Here is a 14,042-nt window from a genome sequence, read left to right as displayed (position 1 = left end):
GAACCAGGCATGTTCCCGAAGAGCGGTGCCATGAACCGCCCGGCCGTCAGGCCCGCAGGCGGGGCCTCAGGACCGTGCCTCCTGGTACAGCCGCACCGCCCGGTCGCCCAGGACCGCGCTGTACGAGATCTCCGGGACGCTCCCGCCGCCCTCGTAGCCGCCGAGTACCCCGGCCAGGGCCCCGTTCACCAGCCAGGGGCTGCCGCTGGTGCCGCCGGTGAGGTCCGGGCAGCCGATCCGGCGCTGGGTCGCGGAGAGCAGGTCGGTGGTGTTCGCGCAGCGCACCGGGGCCTCCAGGGTCCGCGGGTAGCCGATGATCGTCACCCTGGCGTCGTCCGGCTGCTCGGCGGCGACCGGGAAACCGCCCACGAGGTCCTCCACGGTCCCGGTCCGCCCGCCGTCCACCGGGGCCACCGTCGCGAAGGCGATGTCGTCGTCCGGGTCCTGCCCGTCCGTCCAGCCCGGTGCGATGTACGCGCCGGTGAGCTTCCAGAATCCGTACGGGGCCTTGCCGTCGCGGTAGCCCGGCGCGAAGACGGTGGTGTCCGGGCTCTCCAGGCAGTGCGCGGCGGTGGCGATCACATCGCCCTCTTCGCTGTGCACCACGGCCGCGGTGCAGTGATGCCCGCCGCCCTGCCCGCCCGCGAAGAGCGCGCCCACCCGGTCGGCGGTGGCGCCGGGCAGCGCCCACGCGGTGACGCCGAGCGGTGGTCCGGCGGCGGCGTCGGGCAGGTCCACGCCGACCAGCGCGGCCATCGCGGTCAGTGCGAGCAGGATCCGGGACGCCCGCCGCGCACGGGTGCGCCGGGCCGGTCGGAGGAGCGTGGAGTGGATCATTTTTCCACCCTGCCCGCCGAACCTATGTCCGGAGGATGGTGTTCCGTATGAATCCCCTGTGAATTCTGTGAACCTCGTGTGAAGGCCGGGGCATGCCCTGACAGGACCCGCTATGTCGGATGTCGGCAGCCGATCGGCGGCTATCCGAGCCGCTCGTACACCGTCACCCGGCGCCCCCGCACCTGCCGGTCCGCCACCACCGCGAAGTGCTCCCGCAGGACCGCCGCCTTGGCCTGGTCCCGCTCCGCCGACGGCGGCTTCGCCACCTTCTCCGCGTCCGTCACCAGCAGCACCCGCCGCTGCCCGAGCAGCGCCGCCCGGATCCGCGCGGGGTCCGCTTCCTCACCCTTCAGGGTGGCCGAGGCGGCCGGGGACGCGGCCAGTGCCACATCCGCCAGGCCGCCGAAGGCGCCGGGCGAGACCAGCGCCGTGTCCCGTCGTGCGGCCGGGAGGAACAGCACCGCGTCCCCGTCCCGCTTCAGCCCGGCCACCTCGCCGGCCACCGCGAGCACGTCGTCGATCCGGCTGGCCGGGGCCCGCTTGTCCAGTTCCACCGGAAGCAGGGCCAGCACCGAGACCCCGACCACGCCCGGCACCAGCAGACCCGACGCCCTCGGGAGGCGCGGCGCGCAGGCCCGTACGGCTGCGCCCAGCGCGGCGCCGATCAGCAGCGCCAGCCCCACCATGCTGAACAGCACGTACCGGTCCTGGAACAGCGGCTGCACCAGGGACAGCCCGATCAGCCCGAGCTGCGGCACCGCCAGCAGCGGCAGGCCGACCGCGGCCACCGACAGCGCCGGGCGGTCCGGCCGGACCCCCCGGTCCGCCCACGCGCCCAGCCCGCCGACCGCCAGGAGGATCCCCGGCCCGATCAGCGTGGGCCAGCCCAGCGGCGGTATCCAGGACACCTGGTCGGACTGGCCGCGGCTGAACAGGATCAGCGGGAGCGCCCCCGCCACCGCGCCCGAGCTGTACGCCGCCCAGCGCAGCCACACCGGCCGCCCGGCCCGCCCCCACCCCAGGGTCGCCGCGTGCGCGGGCAGCACCAGCAGGGACAGCCAGTTCAGCAGGGCGCACACCAGCACGGTGATCCCGTACGCCGCCCAGCGCGGCCAGGCCCGCCGTTTGGGGCCGCGCTCCAGGAGCGAGACCAGCAGCAGCGTGGAGAGCCCGGCCCCCGCCGCGACCAGCGCGTACGGGCGGCCCTCCTGGAGGTGGAACTGGACCGCGGGCAGCAGCCCGAGGGCCAGCCCGCCGCCGAGCCCCGCCCAGAACCCGGCCAGGCGCCGCCCGATCAGCGCCACGCACGACGCGGTGGCCGAGACGGCCAGCACCGACGGCAGCCGCAAGGTCGCCGTACTCGCCCCGAAGACCTCGAAGAGGCAGTGCATCAGCAGGTAGTAGAGCCCGTGCACGGCATCCACGTTCGCGAGCATCGCCCATATCTCACCCGCCGACCGCCCGGCCACCTGCCAGGTCGCCGCCTCGTCCCGCCACACGCTGTCCTGCCGGGAGAGCCCCCACAGACCGAGCCCCAGGGTCCACAGCAGGGGGACCAGCCACACCACGACGCGCCGACTTCGGGATTCAGCTATGGCGGATATGTCGGAAGGCATGAAGGTGCGCGGATCCTCGGTGGGGGGCGTCGGCGGAAAGCACCAGTCTATGGACGCCGCGGACGGTTTCCGGACCGGGTGTTGTGCACCACGGAGCGTGATCGTCCGGCCCACCCGCCCCTAGCCTCGCCGCAGGAGCACGAACGAGGGGCGGTACCCGGTGAACTGGCTCATCCACGACTACCGCGAGAGCGATCTCGCAGCGGTGGTCCATCTGATCGACACCACGGCCGAACTCGGACAGGAGTCCGTCTTCTCGCTCGCCGAGTGCATCAGCGCACTGACCGGCCGCCAGCCCTGCGTGGTCGCCGTCCACCAGGGCGTCCCCATCGGCGCGGCGCTCGCCTGCGTCACCGGCGAACGGGCCTGGGTCATGCGCATCGCGATCGCCGCCGGCTGGCGCGGCCGGGGCCTGGCCAGCGCCCTGCTCGTCGAACTGGAGCGACGGCTCATCGCCGCGCGCGTCGGCCGCATCGCGTACGTCCTGCCCGAGGAGGACATGCTCGGCGAGGGCCTCCTCAACGCCGGATACACCCGGCAGCCGGCCGTCGCCTACTTCGAGAAGACCGAGCCGCTGCACGGACCGGCCGCGGGCCTCCTCGACGACCTCGGCGGCCGCTTCCTGCCGAACGACCTGTGGACCGAGGTCGCCGGTATGGAGAAGGAGAAGGACCTCATCGAGCGGCGCGTGGTGCTGCCGCTCGCCGAGCCCGAGCGGGCCGCCTCGCACGGGGTGCGGCCGCCGCGCGCCATCACCCTCTTCGGCCCGCCCGGCACCGGCAAGACCACCTTCGCCCGGGCCATCGCCTCCCGGCTCGGCTGGCCCTTCGTGGAACTGCTGCCCTCCCGCCTCGCCGGCGAGGGCAACCTGGCGGCCGCACTGCGCGACGCGTTCGCCCGGATCGCCGAGCTGGAGCGCGTACTCGTCTTCATCGACGAGGTCGAGGAGATCGCACCGGTACGCACCGAGCCCGCGCAGCCCGGCGGGATCCACGGGGTGACGAACGAGCTGCTGAAGCTGATACCGGGCTTCCGGGAGGGCGACGAGCGGCTGCTGGTGTGCGCCACCAACTCCATCCGCTCCCTCGACCCGGCCTTCCTGCGGCCCGGGCGCTTCGACTACCTCATCCCGATCGGCACCCCGGACTCCGTGGCGCGCGCCGCCATCTGGTCCCGCTACACGGCGGGCCGCGCGGACGTCGACGTGAACGCCCTGGTGGCGGCCACCGAGCTGTTCACGCCGGCCGACATCGAGCACGCGGCGCGGATCGCGGCGCAGGTGTCCTTCGAGCGGGACCTGGAGGCGGTGGGCGCGCGGGGCGCGGCGGCCGCGCAGCTGGGCGCGACCACGGAGGACTACCTGGCGGCGGTCCGGCAGTGCAGGCCGACGGTGACCCCGGCGATGACGGGCGAGTTCGAGGCGGACATCACCGCGCACGCCCGGTTCTGACCCCGGTCGGAGCCCCCTGACCTCCGTCCCCCGGTTGCGGCGGGGGCGGAATGCGAAACGGCCCGCGGCCACTCCCCGAAGGGGCCGCGGGCCTCCCGCGCGGACGCGGCGGCCGCCTCGGCCGGACGGCCGAGGCCCGGCTTCGGCTACCGTCGCCGCATGGGCTTCGTCATCTTCATGACCCTTCCCGGTCTGGCTCTGGTGCTCACCGCCATGGCCTTCCTCGACCTGGCGCTGGTCCGCGCGGGCCGCGCCGGGCTGCTGCCCTGGCGGTGGAACGGCCGCCAGGGACAGATATCCGCCACCGGCTTCGAGCAGCTGCACGCCAGCTTCTCGCCGGGCAAGCAGAACGAGCTCAAGGAGCGGCAGAGCGCCCTCGTCATGCGCGACGACGAGGAGGACGGCGCACCGCCGCGCACCCGGGTCGACCTCGACGGCGGACTCGCCGTCATCCGGCTGCCCGGTACCGCGGCCGGGCCCGCTACGGGGAGCAGCGGTACGTGAAGTCCACCGCGGCCGTGCGCCGACCGGGCGACACCAGCTGCAACTCCGCCTTCGCCGGGTAGCTCCCCGTGCCCCGGAAGGTCCACAGCAGGTGCAGCCGGGCCTCCCGCTGCCCGCGCGGCACCCGCTCGGTCAGCTGCTCGGACCGGGTGCCGTCGCTGCGCACCCACCGGTAGGTGAGGACGCCCGGGCGCCCGTTGGTCGCCACCACGGCCACCACATCGGCCGCCGCGTCACAGGCCGGGCCCTTGGGATCGGTACTCACGGCCACGTCCCGGACCTCGATGCCGGGCCCCAGCCGCTGCCACCCGAGGTACGCGAGGACCGCGGCCAGGACGAGCGCCGCGAGGGCGTACCGCCGCAGACCGGCCAGGCGGCGCCGCCGGGGCGCCGACGCGACCGCCATCGAGGCGTCGACGGGGAACGGCGCGGGCATGGCCGCGGTGACCCCGGGCCCGAACCGGAGCACGGAGCCCTCGACCCGGTCGGGAGCCACCTCCTCGGGAGCCATCCTCTTGGTCGTGTCCGGGGGGCCGCTGAACCAGTGGCTGCCGAGGACGGTGGCGCTGTAGTCGTCGCCCTCGGGGGCGCCGGAACCGCTCATCGGGGTACCTCCTGGCAACGCAGCAGGTACTGCGAGGCCGACGCGGACTTGTTCCCGGCGGTGGGCTTGGTGGTGACCCGGACGCCGCCGTGGCAGCCACGGTCGCGTGTGAAGGTGTGGGACCTGACCTGGGTGGCCGTCGAGCCGGCCGGGACGACGAACGACTCCGCGCCGTCCGGGACGGAGTAGGAGCCCTGCGCGCCGCCCAGGAACCACTCCACCGTCACGGTCACCGAGCCCGTGCCCTGGGAGGTGACCGAAATCGTCGCGTCGCCCCGGTAGACGCCGGTCTTGAGCGACACGGAGACGTCCGTGACCTTCAGCGTCGGTGTGGGCGTCGGGGTCGGGGTCGGGGTCGGCGTGGGCGGCCAGCTGACCGTCGGCTTCGGGGTGGGGCTCGTCGACCCCGACGGAGAAGCCGACGGAGACGTGGACGTGGACGGCGAGGGGCTCGGGGACGCCGAGGGGCTCGGACTCGGCGAAGGGGAGGCGGAGTCCGTCGGGCTCGGGCTCGGGATCGGCGAGGCCGAGCCGGGCGGGGCCGCGCTCGTCGTGGCGAAGGCGCTTACCGCCGAGGCCGCGTCCGGGGCCGCGCCGATCGCGTCCGTCGTCAGGATCAGCACGGTTCCCAGCACCAGCGCCACGCCCGCCGCGAGCCAGCCGCGGCGCCCCGGAGCCCAGCCGGAACCGCTGGGCACCGTGGTCGTGGCGAACGCGGTGGTACCCGCCGCCGTGCCGCCCGCCGAGGGGAACAGCAGCGGCAGCAAGGCGGCCAGCGCCGCCAGCTTGCGCTGTCCGCGCTCCTCCCACTCGGGCCCGTACGCCGCCAGTGCCACGCCTTCCAGCTCGGCCACGAACGCCTCGGCGTTCTCCGGCCGCTGCTCGGGTGCCTTCGCGAGGCCGCGCCGGATCAGCGGACGGACGGGCTCGGGTGCTTCCGTCTCCGGTACCGGCGCCTCGATGTGCTGGACGGCGAGCTCGGCGAAGTTCTCCCCGTCGTAGGGCTTGCGGCCGGTGAGGCACTCGAAGAAGGTCGCCGTCGCCGCGTACACGTCGGCCGCGGGCGAGGCCGGCCGGCCCTGCCACTGCTCCGGAGCCATGTAGGCGGGAGTTCCGGCCACGCCGGGCGTGCTGCCCCGGTTCGCCGCGATCCCGAAGTCCACCAGCTTGGACGAGCCGTCCGGCGCGACCAGTACGTTCTCCGGCTTGTAGTCCCGGTGGACGACGCCCGCCCGGTGCGCCGCCGCGAGCCCGAGCAGGGACCCCTTGAGGACCACCAGCGCGGCCTCGGCATCCGCTCGCCCGGACTGCTTCAGCAGCGCGCGCAGGGAGATGCCGTCCACCAGCTCCATGACGATGGCCGCGCCGCCGGACGCCTCCACGTACTCGTACAGCCTGACCACGTACGGGGTCTCCAGCCCGCCCAGGAGGCGGGCCTCGGCCCGGAACTCCCCGACGAACGCCGGATCCTGGCGCAGCCGGTCGCTGAGGTACTTCACCGCGACGGGGGTGCCCGTGCCGTCGTGGACGGCGAGCACCACGCGGCCGCTGCCGCCCGAACCGAGCTCACGGACCTCGGTGTAACCGGGGACCGACCATGCCGCCCGCGTGTCGTTCATCGTTTCTGCCCCCTGCCTGCCGTGTGGCGCCGCCGCATCGCTCGGACGACCGGTCCCGGACCGGCGTCCACCGGCCCTCCCCGGACCGGACGCCCCCTGGGACGTGATTTCCGCCGTGGCCGGTTCCCGACCGGGGCGGACGGCTCAGGCCGCGGCCGACAGGGCGCCGATCATGGCGTGCAGCCGGTCGGCTGCCGCCCGCCCGAAGGCCGGATCGTTGATGTGTGTGTCGTAGTCGTAGAGCCTGGTGGCACTGCCCCGCAGGCCCTCGCGCAGCGCCGAGAACAGGGCCCGGTCCGCGCCGGCGTCATGGTACGGCCCGCCCGGTGCGCCGAGCGTGGACAGTCCACGGAGCGGGACGCAGACCGCCGTGGGGCCGTTCGCCGCGCGCAGTTTGGCGGCGACCCGGCGGCCGAGCTCCGCGCATTCGGCCGCGGTCGTACGGGTCACCGTGATGGACGGATTGTGGACGTGGACGCCCCGGTCGCGGACCTTCCGGGGCAGGCTCTCCAGCGGGCCGAACTTCACCATGTCCAGCGCCCCCAGGCTCACCACCTGCGGGATTCCGGCCCGCCCGGCCGCGCTGAGCCGGTCCGGGCCCGCGGTGAGGATGCCCCCGCACAGGTCGTCGGCGAGCTCGCTGAGGGTGAGGTCGAGGACGCCCGCGAAGATCCCCTGGCCGGCCAGGGTCTCCAGGGTGCGGCCCCCGGTGCCGCTGACGTGGAAGACCAGCACCTCGTAGCCGAGTTCCGTCAGCCGTTCGCGCGCCGCGTCCACCCCGGCCGTGGTCACGCCCGCCATGCTCGCCGCGACCAGGGGGCGGGCGCCCGCGCCCAGCCGGGGCGGGTGGCCCTCCGCGGAGGTGCGGGCGTAGGCCCGGGCCATCCCGGTGATCGCCGCCACGGCGTTCGCCAGGACCGGTGCGGAGATGCTGTTGATCCCCGCGATGTCCACCACGCTGTACATCATGGTGATGTCCGAGGAGCCCACGTAGGGGCGGACGTCCCCGGACGCCATGGACGAAACCATCAGTTTCGGTACGCCCAGCGGCAGGGCGCGCATCGCCCGGGTGGCGATGGAGGTGCCGCCGCTCCCGCCGATGGCGAGTACCCCGTGCAGCCTGCCCTCGGCGTGCAGGCGTAAGAGGGTCGCCTCCGCGCCCCTCGCCATGGTGGTCACGGCCGCACCCCGGTCGGCGGCCGTGCGCAGTTCCGACAGTTCCGTTCCGGCCGCCCGGGCCACCGCGTCACGCGGCACGTCGGCGGGTACCCGGGGTTCGCCCATGATTCCTGTGTCGACCAGTACCACTTCGACTCCGGCGCGCAGCAGCCTCTCGTGCAGCCAGCCGTACTCCACACCCTTGGTGTCCAAGGTTCCCACCAGCACGACGTTCGTCATGTGTGCAATGTCCATGCAGGTAAGGGTGTTGGCAAGTGCAAGTGTGGGTCAAACCTTCAGGAGCTCCAACAGGCGCTCGACGAAAGGGAGTTGGGATGGCATCAGCATGTTTCGCGCCAGTGGTGGAGCAAACCAGGCCACCCGGTCCAGCTCCGGGAACTCCTGGACGTTCCCGGAGTGCGGAGGCCACTCCATCGAGAAGGTCCCGGGCACCATCAGCGCGGGGTCGAGATCCGCCTCCACCGCCCAGATGGTCACCAGCTTTCCGCTGGTCAGACGTACCTCGCCCAGCGGCAGGTACTCGCCCTCCGGCGGAGGCAGCCCGATCTCCTCGGTGAACTCACGGCGGGCCGCGTCCCGCGGAGTCTCCTCCGGCCCGTATTCACCCTTGGGGATGGCCCAGTCCCCGGTCTCCCGCCCGGCCCAGAGCGGGCCGCCCATATGTCCGAGGAGTACCTCGACACCGGGCTCCGGCTCCGGACCGGTCCGCCGGAAGAGGAGCAGTCCGGCACTGCGTTTGTGCGTCATGGGTACATCCATGCCCCGTACGGACCCCGGCCAGTGATGCGGGTACGGGTTCCGCGGTCAGTGGTCGTGCGGGCCCTGCCGGTGGACCGGACCGTGCGCGTCCGCGCAGTGCGCGTCGGACGGGCCTCCGCCCGCGCGGCCGACCGTGAGCAGGGACTCCTGCGCGTGGTCCACCTGAAGGGTGGTGTGCGTGATCCCGTACTCCTTGTCGAGCAGCCGCTCCAGGTCCCGGCGGACGGCGTGGCAGTCGCCCGCCGGCTCCACCAGCACGTGCGCGGACAGTGCCGCCTGGCCCGAGGTGATCGTCCAGATGTGCAGGTCGTGCACCTCGGTGACGGGCGGGTGCCCGACGAGCCGGTCGCCGACCGCGTCCGGGTCCACATGGGCCGGGGCGGCCTCCAGGAGGATCCGGCCGGACTCGCGGACCAGCCCGTAACCCGCCTTGATCATCAGCACCACCACGACCAGCGTGGCGATCGCGTCCGCCTGCCGGAAACCGGTGGTCAGCACGATCAGGCCGGCGATGGCGGTGCCGATGAAGGCGAAGAGGTCGTTCAGGATGTGCTGGTAGGCGCCCTCGACGACGAGCGCGGAACGGTTCGCCCGGGAGATGCACCAGGCCGCGGCCACGTTGACGGCGATGCCCGCGAGCGCCGTCAACACGACCAGCCCGCCCTCCACCGGCGGCGGGTCCATCAGCCGCCGCACCGCCTCGTACGCCAGCCAGACCGCCAGCAGGATCAGCGTCAGCCCGTTCGCCTGGGCGGAGAGTATCTCCGCCCGCTTGAGGCCGTACGTGAAGCCGCCGCGGGCGGGGCGCGCGGCCAGCCGCATGGCGATCAGCGCCAGCACGATCGAGACCGCGTCGGTCAGCATGTGGGCCGCGTCGGAGATCAGCGCCAGCGAGTTGGCCATGACGCCGACGACCACCTCGATGGCCATGAACCCGCCGATCAGGGCGAGCGCGATCGCCAGCCAGCGCCGGTCGGCGTCGGCCGCCACGCCGTGGCTGTGCCCTCCGGGACCGTGGCCGTGGCCGTGGTCGTGGCCCGCGGACCCGTTTCCGCGTCCGTCGCCGCTCCCGTGTCCGTGGCCGTCGTGCGCGTGGTCGTGCCCACTCATGGCGTCCCCCGTCTCGTCGCGGCGCCCGTGTGTTCGGGTCCGTCGCGTGAAGTGAAGCGCACCCCGGCGGGATCGGCAAAGGCTGCAACGGGGACCGTTGTCATTACCCATAAGAGGCCTCTGACCTGCGGTGATGTCCGACCGGTGCCGGACCTTCGCGATCGTGGGAAAATCTGGTCATGGTCCAGCGCCCAAGTGTGCCGACCGCGCCCCAGCTCGTCCTGGTGACAGACTGGGGCGCCACCGAGATGGATCCCGACCGGATCTACCACGTCGGTCGGGACCCCCTTTGCGAGATCTGCCTCGACGACGCCCGCGTCTCCTGGCACCACGCGATCCTGCGCCCGGACGGCGACCACTGGACGCTGGAGGACGAGGGCAGCACCAACGGCACCTTCGCCGACGGCCACCGCGTCCACGAGTGGAGCGTCGGCGTCGGCACCGAGCTGCGATTCGGCAGCGTCGACGACGGGCCGCGCGCCGCCGTCATCGGTCCCGCGCCGCCGACGCCCGAACCACCCCCCGCGCCCGGCACCGGCCGCCCCTCCCAGGTCGCGAACCCGGCCATGACCGGCACCTTCCGGCAGCCGACGACCGTACGTCCGCTGCCCGTCCGCACCGCCGTCCGCATCGGCCGCGCCCCCGAGAGCGACCTCGTCGTCGACGACCTCACCGTCTCGCGCCGGCACGCCGAGCTGCACGCCCTCGCCGACGGGAGCTACGAGATCGTCGACCTCGGCAGCCACAACGGCACCTACCTCAACGGCGCCGCCGTGACCCGGGCCACCCCCGTCACCGAGGGCGACATCGTCGGCATCGGCCACTCGGTCTTCTGCCTCGTCGGCGACCAGCTCCAGGAGTACGTGGACACCGGAGAGGTTTCCCTCGACGTCCAGGGCCTCACCGTGGCCGTCGACCACGGCCGCAAGATCCTCCTTGACCAGGTCTCCTTCCCGGTCGGCGCCAAATGCCTGCTCGCCGTCGTGGGCCCCAGCGGAGCCGGCAAGTCCACCCTGCTCGGCGCCCTGACCGGCCTGCGACCCGCAGACCAGGGCACCGTCCTGTACGACGGACGCGACCTCTACCGTGACTACGCCGAACTGCGCAGCCGCATCGGCCTCGTCCCGCAGGACGACATCCTGCACTCCCAGCTCACCGTCCGGCGCGCCCTCACCTACGCCGCCGAACTGCGCTTCCCGCAGGACACCGCCAAGGCCGAACGCGAGGCCCGGGTCGACGAGGTGATCGGTGAACTCGGCCTCGAACAGCGCGCCGACCAGCCCATCCACAGCCTCTCCGGCGGCCAGCGCAAACGCGTCTCCGTCGCCCTGGAACTGCTTACCAAGCCGTCCCTGCTCTTCCTGGACGAGCCCACCTCCGGACTCGACCCCGGCATGGACCGCTCGGTGATGAACATGCTGCGCGACCTCGCGGACGACGGCCGCACGGTCATCGTCGTCACCCACAGCGTGCTCAACCTCGAAGGCTGCGACCGCCTCCTGGTCCTCGCGCCCGGCGGGCGCATCGCGTACTACGGCGCTCCCGGAGAGGCCCTCGACTTCTTCGGCTTCGAACAGTGGCCCGAGGCCTTCGAGGCCTTCGAGAACCAGCGCGACCGCGACTGGGCCGGGGAGTACCGGGCCTCGCCGCTGCACCGCCGCCACGTCGACGTCACCGCCGGCCGGCCCCCGCTCACGGCGCAGGCCGAACGGGCCGCCGGCGTCCCGCCGCAGCCGCCGCCCAAGGCCCAGAGCTGGGGCTCCCAGCTCTCCACCCTGATCCGCCGGTACGCCGCCGTGCTCAGGTCCGACCGCACCTTCCTGATCATCATGGTCGCGCTGCCCTTCGTCATGGGCGCCATGACCCGGGCACTGGCCGGCAACACCCTCAACGCCGAGACGGCCCTGAACGCCCTGTTCATCCTGTGTGTGGGCGGAGTCCTGATCGGCGCCGCCAACGCGGTGCGCGAACTCGTCAAGGAACGCGTCATCTACCAGCGCGAGCGCTCCGTCGGCCTGTCCCGGTCGGCCTACCTGATGTCCAAGGTGGTCGTCCTCGGCGCGATCACCGTCGCCCAGGCCGTGGTCCTGACCCTCGTGGGCCTCGCGGGCGTCACCATCAACGCCCCCGGCGGCCGCGGCCTCTTCATGCCGCCTCTCTTGGAGATCACCCTCGCCGTCGCCCTGCTGTCCCTCACCGCGATGCTGCTCGGCCTGCTGATCTCCGCCCTGGTGACCAAGGAGGAGGTCACCATGCCGCTGCTGGTCCTCCTCACGATCGTCCAGGTCGTCTTCTGCGGCTCCCTGCTGAAACTCACCGGCGTCCCCGTCATCGAACAGCTGGCCTGGTTCGTGCCGGCCCGGTGGGCCATGGGAGCGATGGCGGGCACCATCGACCTCGGCGCGATCGTGCCCGGCAAGATCACCCAGGATCCGCTGTTCGATCACGAGGCCCACCTGTGGCTCCTCGAAATGGGCATGCTCGTCGTCCTGTCCGTGCTGTTCGGCGTGCTGGTCGTCCGGCTGCTGCGCCGCCACGAGCCGACCATCATGCGGAAGTAGGCCTTATGAGCAGCCCGCTGGGACCCGGAGGCGAGGTGGCGGACTTCCGGCCCACGCATGTGGTGCCGCAGGAGGGACTGCCCGCCTGGGAGGGTCCCGACGTCACCCGGCCGACCGTGCCCCTGGACCCGTTCCTGCCCGTGCAGCTGCTGTCCCGGCGCGGGGAGTGGGGGGAGGTCCTGTGCGCCAACGGGTGGTCCGCCTGGGTGGACGGGCGGCTGCTGGTCGCCGTGCCGCACCCGCCGCCGACGGCCGGGGGACGCCCCCCGGTCCGCTCCGAGGACCCGCGGCCGCTGCTCACCCGCGGCTCCGAGGCCCTGGAACGCTACCGGCGGGCCGTCGACGAGCTCGCCTCGGGACGGATCGACGCCGACGCCTTCCGCCGCTCGGTGCGCGGGCTGCGGGCCGGGGTGGTCATCGACGGGGAGTCGGTGTGGCTCTACGACGAGAAGTCCGGCCGGTGGCTGTACGACGACGGCGACCGCATGAGCACCTACGCGGTCGTCGCCGGCCCGGGCGGCCCGTCCGCGCCCGCGCCCGAACCCGGGCCGCAGCCGCCGCCCGCGGCACCGCCCGCGGACACGGATCCGGGCGGCGGGGCCGCCGTACGCAGGGAACCGCCACCGACCGACGTGGTCGGAGTCCCGCGCGAAGGCCCCGGGAAGCAGCCCGACCGGGCGGCGGCCCATGACCCGACGCGGATCGTGGACACCCGCGACCCCGGAGGCGGCTGACGGTGGACGAGGAACGGGCGGAGCCCGCCGGCGGGTCCCCCACCGACCTGCGCGGGAAGCAGATCGCCGGGTACCTGGTGGAGAGCGAGATCGGGCGCGGCGGCATGGCCGTCGTCTACGAGGCGCGTGACCTGCGACTCGACCGGCGGGTGGCACTGAAACTGCTGGCCCCCGAGCTGGCCCGGAACGACACCTTCAGGAAGCGGTTCGCCCACGAGTCGAAGGTGGCCGCGACCATCGAGCACCCGCACATCGTGCCCGTGTTCGAGGCGGGGGAGGCGGACGGCCTGCTCTACATCGCCATGCGCCTCGTCGAGGGACCGGACCTGCGGGTGATGCTGGACCGGACGGGCCCGCTGCCGGTGGAGACGGCCGCGCGGATCGCCGGCCAGGTGGCCTCCGCGCTGGACGCCGCCCACGCTCACGACCTGGTCCACCGGGACGTGAAACCGGGCAACATCCTGATCGCCCCGGGCACGGACCGGGACCACCCGGAACACGCCTACCTCACGGACTTCGGGCTGACGAAGAAGTCGCTGTCGCTGACCGGGTTCACGACCGACGGGCAGTTCGTCGGGACCGTGACCTACGTGGCGCCGGAACAGATCTCCGGGAAGCCGGTGGACGGCCGCTGCGACGTCTACAGCCTGGGGTGCGTCGTCTACGAGGCCCTCGCCGGGGAACCGCCCTTCCAGCGGGACGACGACATCGCCCTGCTGTGGGCCCACCAGTACGACCCCCCGCCACCGCTGAGCTCGCGGCGGCCCGGGCTGCCGGAGGAGGTGGACGCGGTACTGGCGAAGGCGCTGGCCAAGTCGCCGGACGACCGGTGGAACAGCTGTCTGGAGTTCACCGGAGCCCTGCGGCGGGCGGGGGAGGGCGGCCGGCCGCCGACGACGGACGAGGCGGGCGAGCCGGGCGTGGCGGGCGAGGCGTTCGGTGAGGCGGCGCAGCCCGCTCGGCCCGGGTTGCCCGCCCCGCCGCCGGTTCCGCCCTGGGCGCTGCCGGTGTTCCGCCTGCCGGCGTCCAGGGGGACGGCCTGAGCCGCTCCCGGCCTGTTCGGCCTGTT

At 73.4% G+C, this 14,042-nt stretch carries 12 protein-coding genes; 5 read left to right on the top strand and 7 right to left on the bottom strand.

Annotated elements, in window-relative coordinates; genetic code table 11:
• Nucleotides 1–66: 66 nt before the first annotated feature.
• Together ACFY04_RS18510 and ACFY04_RS18505 are read right to left on the bottom strand one after the other, a co-directional pair.
• Nucleotides 67–837, bottom strand: coding sequence for a trypsin-like serine peptidase (locus tag ACFY04_RS18510; RefSeq protein WP_389117906.1), 771 nt, complete (start codon nt 835–837; stop codon nt 67–69).
• A gap of 140 nt (nt 838–977) precedes the next feature.
• Entirely contained in the window at nt 978–2,453 is a 1,476-nt protein-coding gene (locus ACFY04_RS18505; RefSeq protein ID WP_389117903.1) for a hypothetical protein, read from the bottom strand.
• Nucleotides 2,454–2,613: 160 nt separating this feature from the next.
• On the opposite strand from ACFY04_RS18505, the gene ACFY04_RS18500 reads away from it, so the two are divergent.
• Together ACFY04_RS18500 and ACFY04_RS18495 are read left to right on the top strand one after the other, a co-directional pair.
• Entirely contained in the window at nt 2,614–3,903 is a 1,290-nt protein-coding gene (locus ACFY04_RS18500; RefSeq protein WP_389117902.1) for an ATP-binding protein, read from the top strand.
• A 159-nt stretch (nt 3,904–4,062) separates the two neighbouring features.
• The gene (locus tag ACFY04_RS18495) at nt 4,063–4,407 is read left to right on the top strand and encodes a DUF6191 domain-containing protein (RefSeq protein ID WP_389117901.1); all 345 of its coding nucleotides are present in this window, start codon (nt 4,063–4,065) and stop codon (nt 4,405–4,407) included.
• Here ACFY04_RS18495 and ACFY04_RS18490 read toward each other — a convergent pair.
• The 5 genes from ACFY04_RS18490 to ACFY04_RS18470 all read right to left on the bottom strand — a co-directional run bounded on the left by ACFY04_RS18490 (nt 4,385) and on the right by ACFY04_RS18470 (nt 9,678).
• Nucleotides 4,385–5,011 (bottom strand): hypothetical protein, encoded by a 627-nt coding sequence (locus ACFY04_RS18490; protein WP_389117899.1) that lies wholly within the window; start codon nt 5,009–5,011, stop codon nt 4,385–4,387. The two genes, ACFY04_RS18495 and ACFY04_RS18490, sit on opposite strands and share 23 nt — an antisense overlap.
• Entirely contained in the window at nt 5,008–6,630 is a 1,623-nt protein-coding gene (locus tag ACFY04_RS18485; protein ID WP_389117897.1) for a serine/threonine-protein kinase, read from the bottom strand. The genes ACFY04_RS18490 and ACFY04_RS18485 overlap by 4 nt, the downstream gene beginning before the upstream one ends.
• A gap of 144 nt (nt 6,631–6,774) precedes the next feature.
• On the bottom strand, nt 6,775–8,028 hold the full coding sequence (locus tag ACFY04_RS18480) for a Tm-1-like ATP-binding domain-containing protein (protein ID WP_389118149.1): 1,254 nt from the start codon (nt 8,026–8,028) through the stop codon (nt 6,775–6,777).
• A gap of 48 nt (nt 8,029–8,076) precedes the next feature.
• Complete coding sequence (locus ACFY04_RS18475; RefSeq protein ID WP_389117894.1) at nt 8,077–8,556, bottom strand: NUDIX domain-containing protein; 480 nt, start codon at nt 8,554–8,556, stop codon at nt 8,077–8,079.
• A gap of 57 nt (nt 8,557–8,613) precedes the next feature.
• Nucleotides 8,614–9,678, bottom strand: coding sequence for a cation diffusion facilitator family transporter (locus tag ACFY04_RS18470; RefSeq protein ID WP_389117892.1), 1,065 nt, complete (start codon nt 9,676–9,678; stop codon nt 8,614–8,616).
• 179 nt (nt 9,679–9,857) lie between these two features.
• Between ACFY04_RS18470 and ACFY04_RS18465 the strand changes: the two genes are divergently transcribed.
• The 3 genes from ACFY04_RS18465 to ACFY04_RS18455 are packed head-to-tail and all read left to right on the top strand — an operon-like array spanning nt 9,858 to nt 14,016.
• Nucleotides 9,858–12,239, top strand: a complete 2,382-nt coding sequence (locus tag ACFY04_RS18465; protein ID WP_389117889.1) for an FHA domain-containing protein — start codon at nt 9,858–9,860, stop codon at nt 12,237–12,239.
• A 5-nt stretch (nt 12,240–12,244) separates the two neighbouring features.
• On the top strand, nt 12,245–12,973 hold the full coding sequence (locus tag ACFY04_RS18460) for a hypothetical protein (protein ID WP_389117887.1): 729 nt from the start codon (nt 12,245–12,247) through the stop codon (nt 12,971–12,973).
• Nucleotides 12,970–14,016, top strand: coding sequence for a serine/threonine-protein kinase (locus tag ACFY04_RS18455; protein ID WP_389118148.1), 1,047 nt, complete (start codon nt 12,970–12,972; stop codon nt 14,014–14,016). Before ACFY04_RS18460 ends, ACFY04_RS18455 begins: the two co-directional genes overlap by 4 nt.
• Nucleotides 14,017–14,042 lie beyond the last annotated feature (26 nt).

Origin of the sequence: Streptomyces sp. NPDC001549, assembly GCF_042894025.1 — a bacterium.
Lineage (GTDB): Bacteria > Actinomycetota > Actinomycetes > Streptomycetales > Streptomycetaceae > Streptomyces > Streptomyces kutzneri.
This window is presented reverse-complemented; position numbering and strand designations above follow the sequence as displayed.

Bases quoted from the DNA above. Each gene is read 5' to 3' on its own strand.
- ACFY04_RS18510 (WP_389117906.1), bottom strand. From the start codon at position 837: ATGATCCACTCCACGCTCCTCCGACCGGCCCGGCGCACCCGTGCGCGG.
- ACFY04_RS18505 (WP_389117903.1), bottom strand. From the start codon at position 2,453: ATGCCTTCCGACATATCCGCCATAGCTGAATCCCGAAGTCGGCGCGTC.
- ACFY04_RS18495 (WP_389117901.1), top strand. From the start codon at position 4,063: ATGGGCTTCGTCATCTTCATGACCCTTCCCGGTCTGGCTCTGGTGCTC.
- ACFY04_RS18490 (WP_389117899.1), bottom strand. From the start codon at position 5,011: ATGAGCGGTTCCGGCGCCCCCGAGGGCGACGACTACAGCGCCACCGTC.
- ACFY04_RS18485 (WP_389117897.1), bottom strand. From the start codon at position 6,630: ATGAACGACACGCGGGCGGCATGGTCGGTCCCCGGTTACACCGAGGTC.
- ACFY04_RS18480 (WP_389118149.1), bottom strand. From the start codon at position 8,028: ATGACGAACGTCGTGCTGGTGGGAACCTTGGACACCAAGGGTGTGGAG.
- ACFY04_RS18475 (WP_389117894.1), bottom strand. From the start codon at position 8,556: ATGACGCACAAACGCAGTGCCGGACTGCTCCTCTTCCGGCGGACCGGT.
- ACFY04_RS18470 (WP_389117892.1), bottom strand. From the start codon at position 9,678: ATGAGTGGGCACGACCACGCGCACGACGGCCACGGACACGGGAGCGGC.
- ACFY04_RS18465 (WP_389117889.1), top strand. From the start codon at position 9,858: ATGGTCCAGCGCCCAAGTGTGCCGACCGCGCCCCAGCTCGTCCTGGTG.
- ACFY04_RS18460 (WP_389117887.1), top strand. From the start codon at position 12,245: ATGAGCAGCCCGCTGGGACCCGGAGGCGAGGTGGCGGACTTCCGGCCC.